Raw genomic sequence first — 11,389 nt, 5'->3', positions numbered from 1 at the left:
CCGGACCCACATCACCCAAACAGAGCCGCCTCGCAACAACCCTCAGCCCCAGATGGCCACCTGTGAAAAATCGAGGTCAGGGGGGACAACTGTGCGGTTGATCACTTTGGGTGAATTTCACCATTGTGATGGCTCTTTCCGGCTGCTTTGTCCGGCTTTGGAAATTGCATCGTATTCTTTGCCAAGGTGTCTCGCCGCAGTGCCGACAGCTGTGCAATATGGGCCCGAAAACGTTGGCCAGGCTAAAGCTTGTCAAGCGGCGGAGGGGTCGGATTCCCCGGACTGTTCAGCTTCAAGATCGGCGATCGCGCGGGATGTGCGCTCGCGCAGCACTATTGCAGCGATCACCCCGCACACGACCGCGATGAGCAACGCGATCCACGAGAAACGCGTAAGCCAGCGTTCGGCGGCTATCCCCGCGTAGTACACCAACGCAGTGGTGCCGCCGGCCCAGCACGCAGCACCCGAGATGTTTGCGGGCAGAAACCTGGCATAGCGCATCTTCAGCGCTCCGGCCAGCGGCCCGGCGAAAATCCGCAGCAGCGCAACGAACCGCCCAAAGAAGACCGCCCGCGCCCCCCAGCGTTCAAAGAGCCGCTCGGCGTACAGCACCTGCCCGGGGCCGAAATGGTTCGGGAAACGACGACCCAGCCGGTCGAACAATGGCAGACCCAGGCGACGACCGATGGCGTAGCCGGCCGAGTCGCCGAGCACCGCACCGAGCACCGCGGCCGCACCCACGCCGATCGGATTGACCGTCAAATCGTGGCGTGAGGACATCAGCGCGGCGCTGACCAGGACAATTTCGCCGGGGAGCGGGATGCCAAGGCTCTCGACGCCGACAACAACGCCGACTACGCCGTACACGGCCAGCGGGGGGATCGACTGCAGGAGGGCGTCCACCGTCATGGGTAAAGGATGCACGAACTGTCCACGGCGCAGTGCGCCGACCAGTCGCAACGGATGTCTGCGTCGTACTTTTCGCGCCGCTCGACAGATAGCTTCGAGCTTGTCGGCAATGGCTCGCCAGCCGTTAATTAAATTGTCGTGCAACATTATTGGTAAGTAGCCATGTTGTCTGTAGCGAAAGAAGCTTGACGTCAACGTGTTTCGGGGGGCCTGTGTTCTCTGTGAATTCGCTGCCCAGCCGTATTTGCACTGGTAGGCCCCGTAAGTCAATGGAGGTACCTGCTCGGTATCGCGCTCAACTCGTCGGGCGGTGCCGGCTGGGTCGACCGCAGCCAGCTGGTGTGTCCTTGGCAAGGTTCGCGATTCGATGTCTGCTCGGACGCGGTGTTGGGTGGACCGTCGGCGGCGCCGTTGCCGCGCTCTCAAGCGCGAATCACCTTTTGCGGCGGGGAAGGAAGCAAACGCGTGAACGCGTAGGCTCATGCCGACAAGGATTAGCGTGAGATCGTCTTCGGTGAAGATCACCGACGAAGAGCTCGCCCGAACTGTTGAGAGCCTGGTAGAGACTGGGGGCCAGATGACCACTGGCCGTTACGACGAAGGCATGGCAGTGTCTCGAGAAGTGCTCGGCGACAGCTATGTCGAGCGGGCGAGCGCCAAGACCACCGACGTCACCCGCGACTTCCAGCGGATCGTCACCGAATTCGCTTGGGGCACAGTCTGGAGCTTGCCGGGACTTGATCGCCGCAGTCGCTCGGCGGTTTACTGTGGTGTGCCCGCCGCAAACGCTGCGTTCCGCGTCGCGCCGCGTGCGCTCGACGCGCGTGAACAACAACATGATTCGCACTAACAGGCCGACGCCGTGAGCGCAGCGTCGGCGGTGGTCGTCGCGGTGGTCTTCGTCTGGTTGGGCATGGTGCTGGCGATTTCGTTTCTCGAAGCGCCGCTGAAGTTCCGCGCACCCGGCGTCACGCTGGCGATCGGCCTGAGCATCGGCCGACTGGTGTTTCGCGCACTCAACGCCGTCGAAGTGTTGTTGGCAATCGTCATCCTGGTGGCGATCATGGTCAGTCGGCCGCCGGTGCGCGTGCCGGCGATGTTGTCGGTCGCGGTCGCGGTCGCGGTCGTGGCCTTGGCCGCGCAGATCGTTGCGGTTCGGCCGCGGTTGACCCGCCGCTCCGATCAGGTGTTGGCCGGCATCGAGGCACCGCGTTCCCGCGGGCATCTGGCCTACGTCGGTCTGGAGGTGATCAAGTCGGTGGCATTGATCGCCGGTGGGGTCAGACCGCGTGCACGTAGCGCTTGTTCATCACCCGCTGGATCAGCGAGGTGAACGGTCCACCCGCCCTGCTCCACCACGTCGCCGGCCGGGAGAAGGCAGATACCTCGGCGAACACCGCAGAGGTGACCGGGTCATGACGCACCACGAAACGCTCCTCGCCGATCTCGGGATGGCCCGGCAGGGTGCCGTAGGCGAAGCCGCGCACATTCGGCTCGTCGACCACGTAGACGACCCGGCACGGCGCTTTGAGGAAACCGATCTTCACGATGACCACCGCGCCGGCGGTGACGCTGTCGCTGCTGGCCTCGACGCGTAGGCCGGAGCCGCGCTGCATACCCCAGTGCATGACCGCGCTGGCGGCCTGTTCGAAGCGAAGCTGACCCATGCCGATGTGGGCGGAGTAGCCCATGTGCCGGTAGCCCGGAGGAAACGACCCGGCGGTCGCGCCGACTTCCGGGTAGGTGAACGGCAACTGCGCAATCGTGTGCAAATCCACCGGCCCAGCTTGCCACGCGCATGGCCGGCTTTTCGCGGCAGGCGTACGGTCGGCGAGATGACTACCCAAGCCCCCGCTCAGGCGTCCGGAACGTTCACTCTTGGCGGCGATCTCACGTTGAACCGCCTCGGCTACGGCGCAATGCGTCTCACCGGCAAGGGCGTCTGGGGCCCGCCCGCCGACCGGGACGAAGCGATCCGAGTGCTACGGCGCGCGGCCGACCTCGGCGTCAACTTCATCGACACCGCGAATTCCTACGGCCCCTACTTCGCCGAAGAGCTCATCCGCGAGGCGCTGCATCCCTACGACGGGCTGGTGATCGCCACCAAAGCGGGATTGCTGCGCACCGGACCCGACGTGTGGATTCCGCTGGGCTTCCCGTCGTATCTGCGCCAGGAAACCGAACTGAGCCTGCGACGACTCGGCGTCGACACCATCGACCTGTTCCAGCTGCATCGCATCGACGACAAGTTCCCGCTGGAAGACCAGATCGGTGAGCTGGTCACGCTGCAGCAGGAAGGCAAGATCCGCCACATCGGGCTGTCCGAGATCAACGTGGACCAACTGCACGCCGCGCAAAAAATCGCGCAGATCGTGTCGGTGCAAAACCTGTACAACCTGACCAACCGCAGCGCGGAGGAACTGCTGGATGAGTCGACCAAGCAGGGCATCGGGTTCATCCCGTGGTTCCCGCTGGCGGCCGGCCCACTGGCGGCGCCGGACGGCCCGCTGGCCCGGTTGGGCGCCGCGCACGGCCACGCCAAGCCCTCGCAGCTGGCGCTGGCCTGGCTGCTGAAGCGTTCACCGGTGGTGCTGCCGATTCCGGGGACCTCGAGCGTCGCGCATCTGGAGGAGAACATCGCGGCCGCCGAGATCGAACTCAGCGACGACGAGTTCGACAAGCTGAGCGCGCTCGGGCAGCAACAGGCGGATTGACTCTGCGGCTAGGGTGCAGAAGTGCGAGAAGGCCGCGCCCTGAGCGCAGAGTGAACGCAAAACATCCCGGCGGCGGATTCAACCCGCCCGAACCCAGCGCCAAAGGCGGACCGGATTACGGCCGTTTCATCGCGGGCGTGCGTGCGCTACAGGACCATGCCCGCGCGGCCGACGCCCCGGATGAGGTGATCAGCGAGGCCGCCGACCTGCTGCAAAAGGTGTCCGATTTACTAGCCCCGTTCGACACCGACGAGTGGCAGTCGCCGTCCGGTCGGCGAATGGACCTGCCGGTCCGCGGCAACATCCTGACGATCCCGATGAACGCGCACAAGACCGACGACGGGCGGATCGAGGGCTGGGCGCGGTTCGCGCGATTCCACCTGGGACGCAACGGGGCGGTGCACGGCGGCTGTCTCGGGATGCTCTTCGACACTGTGCTCGGCCTGACGTCCTCGGTACTCAGCGGCGGACCCCGGCAACGCACCGCTTTCCTGCACATCAACTACCGCCAGATCGTCCCGATCGAAAAGAAGCTGCGGATCGACGCGCGCGTCGACCGGGTGGAAGGCCGCAAGGTCTTCGTATCGGGCCGGCTGCGCGACGGCGACACCGTGCTTGCCGATGCCGAGGCGTTGTTCGTCCTCCTCAAACCGGGCCAGCCCTAAGGCTGCAACCCCTGGGCTCTACCCGCCCCGATAGCATGGTCGGGACCGTTTGGACACCCGAAAGCCATGGAGACAGCGTCGATGACCGCCCTCGCACACCCCGCCCCAGGGCCCGATGGCGGCGACCCGCAGAGCCTGGCTGGGCCGGGCTCGCAAGCCCCGATCCGGGTGCCCGCCGGGACGACCGCGGCGGCCGCGGTGCGCGACGCCGGATTGCCGGGCCGCGGCACCCCCGACGCGATCGTGGTGGTGCGCGACGCCGAGGGTAGGCTTCGCGACCTGAGCTGGGTTCCCGACGCCGACGCCGAGGTGGTGCCGGTGGCGGCTGACACCGACGACGGCCGCAGTGTGATCCGGCATTCGGCCGCTCACGTGCTGGCCCAGGCCGTCCAGGATCTGTTCCCACACGCCAAGCTCGGCATCGGCCCGCCGATCACCGACGGCTTCTACTACGACTTCGATGTCGCCGAACCGTTCACGCCCGAGGATCTGGGCAAGCTGGAAAAGCGGATGCGCCAGATCGTCAAGGAGGGGCAGCTGTTCGACCGCCGGGTCTACGGGTCCAAGGACCAGGCCCGTGGGGAGTTGGCCGGCGAGCCCTACAAGCTCGAGCTCGTCGACGACAAGTCCATCGGAACCGACACGATGGCCGAAATAATGGAGGTAGGCGGTGACGAACTCACCGCCTACGACAACCTGAATCCGCGTACCCGCGAACGGGTTTGGGGTGATCTGTGCCGCGGTCCGCACATCCCGACCACCAAACACATCCCAGCCTTCAAACTCACTCGCAGCTCGGCCGCGTATTGGCGGGGCGACCAGCGCAACGCCAGCCTGCAACGCGTCTACGGCACCGCGTGGGAATCGCAAGAGGCGCTCGAGCATCACCTGGAATTGCTCGAAGAAGCTCAGCGGCGCGACCACCGCAAACTGGGCGTGGAACTGGACCTGTTCAGCTTCCCCGACGAAATCGGTTCGGGCTTGGCGGTTTTCCATCCCAAGGGCGGAATTGTCCGCAACGAGCTCGAAGATTATTCGCGGCGCAAGCACGTCGAGGCGGGCTACCAGTTCGTCAACACCCCGCACATCACCAAGGAGCAGCTGTACATCACCTCGGGCCACCTCGAGTGGTACGCCGACGGCATGTTCCCGCCGATGCACATCGACGCGGAATTCAACGAGGACGGGACGGTTCGCAAGCCCGGGCAGGACTACTACCTCAAGCCGATGAACTGCCCGATGCATCACCTGATCTATCGGTCGCGGGGCCGCTCCTATCGCGAACTTCCGTTGCGGCTCTTCGAGTTCGGCACCGTCTACCGGTACGAGAAGTCGGGTGTGGTGCACGGCCTGACCCGGGTCCGCGGCATGACGCAGGACGACGCGCACATCTACTGCACGCGCGAGCAGATGCGCGACGAGCTGGGTTCGTTGCTGGGATTCGTACTGGACCTGTTGGCCGACTACGGTCTCAACGACTTCTATCTGGAGCTCTCCACGAAGGATCCCGAGAAGTACGTCGGCTCCGACGAAGTATGGGACGAAGCCACCGACGTCCTGCGCGAGGTCGCCGAAGCCTCGGGCCTGCAGCTGGTTCCCGACCCGGGCGGTGCCGCGTTCTACGGGCCGAAGATCTCGGTGCAGGTCAAAGACGCGCTGGGCCGCAGCTGGCAGATGTCGACGATCCAGCTCGACTTCAACATGCCCGACCGGTTCGATCTGGAGTACACCGCCGCCGACGGTTCGCGGCAACGCCCGGTGCTGATCCACCGGGCCTTGTTCGGATCGATCGAGCGGTTCTTCGGCATCCTCACCGAGCACTACGCCGGGGCGTTTCCGGCCTGGCTGGCGCCGGTGCAGGTGGTCGGCATTCCGGTCACCGACGGCCACGTCGCATACTTGGAAGACGTTGCCACGCAATTGAAGTCCCACGGCATCCGGGTCGAGGTGGACACCAGCGACGACCGGATGGCCAAGAAGATCGTCAACCACACCAACCAGCGGGTGCCGTTCATGTTGCTGGCCGGCGACCGCGACGTCGAAGCCGGCGCGGTCAGTTTCCGGTTCGGCGACCGCACCCAGATCAACGGGGTTCCTCGCGACGAGGCGGTAGCCGTCATCAAACGATGGATCGCTGACCGTGAAAACGACGTTCCCACCGCGGAACTGGTCAAGGTGAGTAGTCGTGGCTGAGGACGATTCAATCGTCGACTTCGGTGACGGCGGCGACGAGCGCCGGCGCGAAGAGCCGACGGCCCTGGTAGACAGGGGCGTCGGAGAGTCCGACCATCTGCAACGGCTGTGGACGCCCTATCGGATGAGCTACCTGGCCGAGGGCCCGCTGAAGCAGGACAACGACGCCAAGGAGCAGCCCTTCACCGACATTCCGCAACTGTCCGATGAGGACGGGCTGGTGGTGGCCCGCGGCGAACTGGTCTACGCGGTGCTGAACCTCTACCCCTACAACCCCGGCCATTTGATGGTGGTGCCCTATCGCCGGCTCTCCGAACTCGAGGATCTGACCGGGCCGGAAAGCAGCGAGCTGATGGAGTTCATCCAGAAGGCAATCCGCGTCATCAAGCACGTCTCACGTCCGCACGGGTTCAACGTCGGGGTCAACCTCGGGCAATCGGCGGGCGGATCGCTGGCCGAGCACCTGCACGTGCATGTGGTGCCGCGCTGGGGTGGCGACGCCAACTTCATCACGATCATCGGCGACTCGAAGGTCATCCCGCAGTTGCTGCGCGACACCCGACGCTTATTGGCCACGGAGTGGGCCAGGCAATCATGAGCAAGCTGTTGTCCCGCGAGGGGGTCGCGCGAGCCACCACCCCGGTAGCGCGGGCGTTCCTGCGGGTGGGCTTCACCGCGGACGGCGTGACCATCATCGCCACCGCCGCCGCGGTGCTGGCGGCGCTGACGCTGTTTCCGACCGGCAAGCTGTTCGCCGGCACATTGGTCATCTGGTTCTTCGTGATGTTCGACATGATCGACGGCGCGATGGCACGAGAAAGCGGCGGCGGCACCAGGTTTGGCGCGGTGCTCGATGCCACCTGCGACCGCATCAGCGACGGCGCGGTGTTCTGCGGGCTCACCTGGTGGGCGGCGTTCGGCCTGGGTAACCGGCCGTTGGTGGTGGCTGCGTTGATCTGTCTGGTGACCTCTCAAGTGATCTCGTACATCAAGGCCCGCGCCGAAGCCAGTGGGTTGCGCGGCGACGGTGGTTTAATCGAGCGGCCGGAGCGGCTGATCATCGTGCTGGTCGGCGCGGGATTGTCGGACCTGCCGATATATCCGCTGCGGTGGGCTTTGCCCACGGCGATGTGGTTACTGGCCGTGGCCAGCATGGTCACCTGCGCTCAGCGGTTGCGCACCGTGCGGCGCTCTACCGGAGCGGGCGATCGGCTGCCGCCGCCGGGCAAGTCAGGGGAGCCCGGGCCGTGATCGGTAGTCCGAAGCTGCCTGGAATCAAAAGTCTTTCGCTCGGTAGTCGCATGATCGACTGGGGATACGCGGCCGGCTGGCTGACGGTGCGTGCCATGCCGGAATTCGCCGCCCGGAACGTCTTCGACGCCGGAGCGCTGTACGCGTCGCGCAACGGGGGGCCGGACCAGCTTCGCAAGAACCTCGCCCGTGTCATTGGCGTCGAGCCCAAAGACGTGCCCGGCAGCCTGATGCGCGCGTCGCTGTCCTCCTATGCCCGTTACTGGCGTGAGGCCTTCCGGTTGCCGTCGATGGATCACCAGGCTATCGGCCGGAAGCTCGCCGAAACCACAACGGGCACAGAGCATATCGATTCGGCGCTGGCCGACGGCCGAGGTGTTGTTGCCGCGTTGCCGCATAGCGGAAACTGGGACATGGCCGGGGTGTGGATGGCTCAGACCTACGGCAGGTTCACCACGGTCGCCGAGCGGCTCAAGCCCGAATCGTTGTTCCTGCGGTTCATCGAATACCGGGAAAGCCTGGGTTTCGAGGTGATTCCGCTGTCCGGTGTTGAGCAGCCACCGTTCCCGTTGCTCGCCGAGCGGCTGCGGGACAACAAGGTGGTGTGTCTGATGGCCGAGCGCGACCTCAGCCGCAGTGGCGTCCAGGTCGAGTTCTTCGGCGAACCGACCCGGATGCCGGCCGGCTCGGCGAAACTGGCGATCAGCACCGGGGCAGCGCTGCTGCCGGTGCACTGCTGGTACGACGGCGACGACTGCCGTACCTGCTTCGGCCCGCCGCTGGACTGCAGCAGCGGCGACGTCGGCGTCGTCACCCAAAAGCTGGCCGACGTGTTCGCCCGCAACATCGCCGAGCATCCCGCCGACTGGCACATGCTGCAGCCGCAGTGGCTGGCGGACCTGCGCCCATCGACGATGCGGGCCGAAACGGCCCGAGGAGGAGACGGGCCGTGGGACTAGAAGAACGCCAGGCCCGATTGGGGGTTCGGCGGGCAGGAGCGGAGCGACCCGGGGATCAAGGGCAAGTCTGATGCGGATCGGGATGGTGTGTCCCTATTCGTTCGACGTGCCGGGCGGCGTCCAGTCGCACGTCCTGCAGCTTGCCGAGGTGCTGCGGGCCCGCGGTCAGGACGTCAGCGTGCTGGCACCGTCGTCACCGCATGCGTCGTTGCCCGAGTACGTGGTGTCGGCCGGCCGGGCCGTGCCAATTCGCTACAACGGTTCGGTGGCCCGGCTGCAGATCAGCCCGGCCGTGCAAGGCAAAGTCAAGCGCTGGCTGGTCGACGGCGATTTCGACGTTCTGCATCTGCACGAGCCGAACGCACCCAGCCTGTCGATGTGGGCCTTGCGGATTGCCGAGGGGCCGATCGTGGCCACCTTTCACACCTCGACCACCAAATCGCTGATGTTGTCGATGTTCGGCGGCTTGCTCAAGCCCATGCACGAAAAGATCGTCGGCCGCATCGCGGTGTCCGACCTGGCCCGGCGGTGGCAGATGGAGGCCCTGGGATCCGACGCCGTCGAGATCCCCAACGGCGTCGACGTGGCCGCAATGGCCTCCGCGCCGCTGCTCGACGGCTATCCACGGCCGGCCAAGACGGTGTTGTTCCTGGGCCGCTACGACGAACCCCGCAAGGGCATGGCGGTGCTGATCGACGCGCTTCCCAGCCTGGTCGAGCGGTTTCCCGGACTGCAGGTGCTGATTGTCGGCCGCGGTACCGAAGACGAATTGCGCGCCAAGGCGGGCGGTTTGGCCGGTCATCTGCGTTTCCTCGGTCTGGTCGACGATGCCGCCAAGGCCTCGGCGATGCGTAGCGCCGATGTGTACTGCGCGCCGCATCTCGGCGGGGAGAGTTTCGGCATCGTGCTCGTCGAGGCGATGGCGGCCGGAACGCCCGTGGTGGCCAGCGATCTGCACGCGTTTCGGCGGGTGCTGCGCAACGGGGAGGCCGGGTGGCTGGTGGCCGTCGGGGACGGTGCAGCGCTGGCCGCAGGCCTGATCGCGGTGCTGCAGGACGAGTCGCTGGCCAAGCGCTACGCCGTTGCCGGCGCTGAAGCGGTGCGCCGCTACGACTGGCCGGTGGTGGCCAACCAGATCATGCGGGTCTACGAGACCGTCGCCGTCAGCGGCAGCAAGGTCCAGGTGGCGAGCTGATGTGGTGGACAATCGCGCTGGTTGCGGCCCTGGTCGCAGTGCTGCTGGTGGTGCTGGGTTTCGGCGCCTGGGCGTATCGCACGGCCAACCGGCTCGACCGCCTGCACGTGCGTTACGACCTGTCCTGGCAGGCGCTCGACGCCGCGCTGGCTCGCCGGGCGGTGGTGGCCCGCGCGGTGGCGGCCAACGCGTTCGGCGGCCCGTCGGACACCGCAGCCAAGGAACTGGTGAGCTGTGCCGACGCGGCAGAAGCTGCTCCACGCCGGGCCCGCGAAGGGTGCGAGAACACGTTGGCCGCCGCGCTGGCGATGGTCGATCCGGCCTCGGTGCCGGCGGGCGTGATCGCCGAGTTGGCCGATGCCGAGGCCCGCGTGGTGCTGGCCCGTCGATTCCACAACGATGCTGTCCGCGACACCCTCGCGCTGCGCGAGCGGGGTCTGGTCCGGTTGTTCCGCTTGGCCGGAACAGCTCGGCTGCCAAGTTATTTCGAGATCACCGAGCGCTCTCAGGCGCTGCGTCAGGCCGATCACCATCCCGCCGACCGCCGTACGTCCGCGCGGGTGGTGTTGCTCGACGAGACCGACGCGGTGTTGCTGCTGTGCGGATCCGATCCCGCCGCGGACGACGCCGCGAAGCGCTGGTGGTTCACCGTCGGCGGCCAGGTTGACGACGGGGAATCCCTCGGCCAGGCCGCCGCGCGTGAACTGGCCGAGGAGACCGGTCTGCGGGTCGACCCCGCCGACATGATCGGCCCGGTGTGGCGGCGCGACGCGGTGTTCGACTTCAACGGCGCCGCAATCGACAGCGAGGAATTCTTCTTCGTCTACCGCACCCGGCGCTTCGAGCCGTCCACGACGGGTCGCACCGAGTTGGAGAACAGCTATATCCACGGCCATCGATGGTGTGCCCCTGCCGACATCGCCGCGCTGGCCGACGTCGGTGAGACGGTGTATCCGCTTCAGCTTTCCGAGCTGCTCACCGAGGCGGCGGCGCTGGTTGGCGCCCCGGTTCGGCCACGCCGGTTGCAATCCATCCACTAGCGCTAGCCGGGCCTTGCCGGGCCTTGCCGCGAGCAGACGCAGAATCGCACGCCAGCCGCCCTGGCGGTGCGATTTTGCGTCTGCTCGGCATAGCTATCCCCAGCGAAATCCGCGGTGGCTGGCCGCCCACGGCCGGCCACCGCATGGTTGCGGGGTGCATGCAGATGTCGCAGCGACGTTGACTGCCGGCGGAGGGTTTGCAACGGCCGCGCAATTGCTGAAAGTCATCAGTAGACAGCAGCTCGACGTTCAGGTGCGCAACGGTGGCCTGGTTCGAGTGTGGTTCGGCGTTTACGCGGCGACCGAACCCACTTTGGTGGGGCGCTTGACGGCGCTCGATCTCTTCATGGGGCAGCGTGCCGTTGCCTGCATGGGCACTGCGGCGGCGTTATATGGGTTCGATGTAGAGAACACGGCCGCCATTCATGTCCTGGACCCGGGCGTGCGGATGCGTTCGGGGACC

The 11,389-nt window shown here is 66.2% G+C and carries 12 protein-coding genes and 2 pseudogenes; 12 read left to right on the top strand and 2 right to left on the bottom strand.

Translation table 11 applies throughout. The annotated features are described in order from the left end of the window. Positions 1 to 252: 252 nt before the first annotated feature. Positions 253 to 909: a DedA family protein gene (locus ABDV69_RS18490; protein WP_343576995.1), complete on the bottom strand. Its 657-nt coding sequence runs from the start codon at positions 907 to 909 to the stop codon at positions 253 to 255. Positions 910 to 1,224: 315 nt separating this feature from the next. Here ABDV69_RS18490 and ABDV69_RS18485 point away from each other — a divergent pair. The 3 genes and pseudogenes from ABDV69_RS18485 to ABDV69_RS18475 all read left to right on the top strand — a co-directional run. Further along, positions 1,225 to 1,344: pseudogene (locus ABDV69_RS18485) on the top strand ((2Fe-2S)-binding protein); the annotation flags it as partial. A 79-nt stretch (positions 1,345 to 1,423) separates the two neighbouring features. Continuing rightward, positions 1,424 to 1,759, top strand: a complete 336-nt coding sequence (locus ABDV69_RS18480; protein ID WP_343576990.1) for a hypothetical protein — start codon at positions 1,424 to 1,426, stop codon at positions 1,757 to 1,759. Positions 1,760 to 1,771: 12 nt separating this feature from the next. Then, positions 1,772 to 2,242 carry a hypothetical protein gene (locus ABDV69_RS18475; protein ID WP_343576989.1) on the top strand — a complete coding sequence of 157 codons (471 nt, stop codon included), beginning with the start codon at positions 1,772 to 1,774 and terminating at the stop codon, positions 2,240 to 2,242. On the opposite strand, the gene ABDV69_RS18470 is transcribed toward ABDV69_RS18475, so the two are convergent. Then, positions 2,190 to 2,687 carry a DUF1990 domain-containing protein gene (locus ABDV69_RS18470; protein ID WP_343576987.1) on the bottom strand — a complete coding sequence of 166 codons (498 nt, stop codon included), beginning with the start codon at positions 2,685 to 2,687 and terminating at the stop codon, positions 2,190 to 2,192. The genes ABDV69_RS18475 and ABDV69_RS18470 overlap by 53 nt on opposite strands. A gap of 57 nt (positions 2,688 to 2,744) precedes the next feature. Between ABDV69_RS18470 and ABDV69_RS18465 the strand changes: the two genes are divergently transcribed. The 9 genes and pseudogenes from ABDV69_RS18465 to ABDV69_RS18425 form a co-directional block, all read left to right on the top strand. Further along, positions 2,745 to 3,623 carry an aldo/keto reductase gene (locus tag ABDV69_RS18465; RefSeq protein ID WP_343576986.1) on the top strand — a complete coding sequence of 293 codons (879 nt, stop codon included), beginning with the start codon at positions 2,745 to 2,747 and terminating at the stop codon, positions 3,621 to 3,623. 50 nt (positions 3,624 to 3,673) lie between these two features. Beyond that, positions 3,674 to 4,288, top strand: coding sequence for a PaaI family thioesterase (locus tag ABDV69_RS18460; RefSeq protein WP_343576983.1), 615 nt, complete (start codon positions 3,674 to 3,676; stop codon positions 4,286 to 4,288). 81 nt (positions 4,289 to 4,369) lie between these two features. Then, complete coding sequence (thrS, locus tag ABDV69_RS18455) at positions 4,370 to 6,481, top strand: threonine--tRNA ligase (protein WP_343576981.1); 2,112 nt, start codon at positions 4,370 to 4,372, stop codon at positions 6,479 to 6,481. A 64-nt stretch (positions 6,482 to 6,545) separates the two neighbouring features. Continuing rightward, positions 6,546 to 7,079, top strand: a complete 534-nt coding sequence (locus ABDV69_RS18450) for an HIT domain-containing protein (RefSeq protein ID WP_343576992.1) — start codon at positions 6,546 to 6,548, stop codon at positions 7,077 to 7,079. Continuing rightward, positions 7,076 to 7,732 (top strand): phosphatidylinositol phosphate synthase, encoded by a 657-nt coding sequence (gene pgsA, locus ABDV69_RS18445; RefSeq protein WP_343576978.1) that lies wholly within the window; start codon positions 7,076 to 7,078, stop codon positions 7,730 to 7,732. The genes ABDV69_RS18450 and pgsA overlap by 4 nt, the downstream gene beginning before the upstream one ends. Next, positions 7,729 to 8,691, top strand: coding sequence for a phosphatidylinositol mannoside acyltransferase (locus ABDV69_RS18440; protein WP_343576976.1), 963 nt, complete (start codon positions 7,729 to 7,731; stop codon positions 8,689 to 8,691). The genes pgsA and ABDV69_RS18440 overlap by 4 nt, the downstream gene beginning before the upstream one ends. A 70-nt stretch (positions 8,692 to 8,761) precedes the next feature. Then, positions 8,762 to 9,886 carry a glycosyltransferase family 4 protein gene (locus ABDV69_RS18435; protein ID WP_343576973.1) on the top strand — a complete coding sequence of 375 codons (1,125 nt, stop codon included), beginning with the start codon at positions 8,762 to 8,764 and terminating at the stop codon, positions 9,884 to 9,886. Beyond that, the gene (locus ABDV69_RS18430; RefSeq protein WP_343576971.1) at positions 9,886 to 10,926 is read left to right on the top strand and encodes an NUDIX hydrolase; all 1,041 of its coding nucleotides are present in this window, start codon (positions 9,886 to 9,888) and stop codon (positions 10,924 to 10,926) included. Before ABDV69_RS18435 ends, ABDV69_RS18430 begins: the two co-directional genes overlap by 1 nt. 154 nt (positions 10,927 to 11,080) lie before the next feature. After that, positions 11,081 to 11,389, top strand: a pseudogene (locus tag ABDV69_RS18425) (hypothetical protein); the annotation flags it as partial.

Origin of the sequence: Mycobacterium sp. (assembly GCF_039583785.1) — a bacterium.
GTDB lineage: Bacteria > Actinomycetota > Actinomycetes > Mycobacteriales > Mycobacteriaceae > Mycobacterium.
The sequence above is the reverse complement of the archived record's forward strand: the minus strand, read 5'-3'. Positions and strand labels throughout refer to the sequence as shown.

Coding starts and splice junctions, on each gene's coding strand:
- ABDV69_RS18435 (WP_343576973.1), top strand. CDS start 8,762: ATGCGGATCGGGATGGTGTGTCCCTATTCGTTCGACGTGCCGGGCGGC.
- pgsA (WP_343576978.1), top strand. CDS start 7,076: ATGAGCAAGCTGTTGTCCCGCGAGGGGGTCGCGCGAGCCACCACCCCG.
- thrS (WP_343576981.1), top strand. CDS start 4,370: ATGACCGCCCTCGCACACCCCGCCCCAGGGCCCGATGGCGGCGACCCG.
- ABDV69_RS18430 (WP_343576971.1), top strand. CDS start 9,886: ATGTGGTGGACAATCGCGCTGGTTGCGGCCCTGGTCGCAGTGCTGCTG.
- ABDV69_RS18490 (WP_343576995.1), bottom strand. CDS start 909: ATGACGGTGGACGCCCTCCTGCAGTCGATCCCCCCGCTGGCCGTGTAC.
- ABDV69_RS18465 (WP_343576986.1), top strand. CDS start 2,745: ATGACTACCCAAGCCCCCGCTCAGGCGTCCGGAACGTTCACTCTTGGC.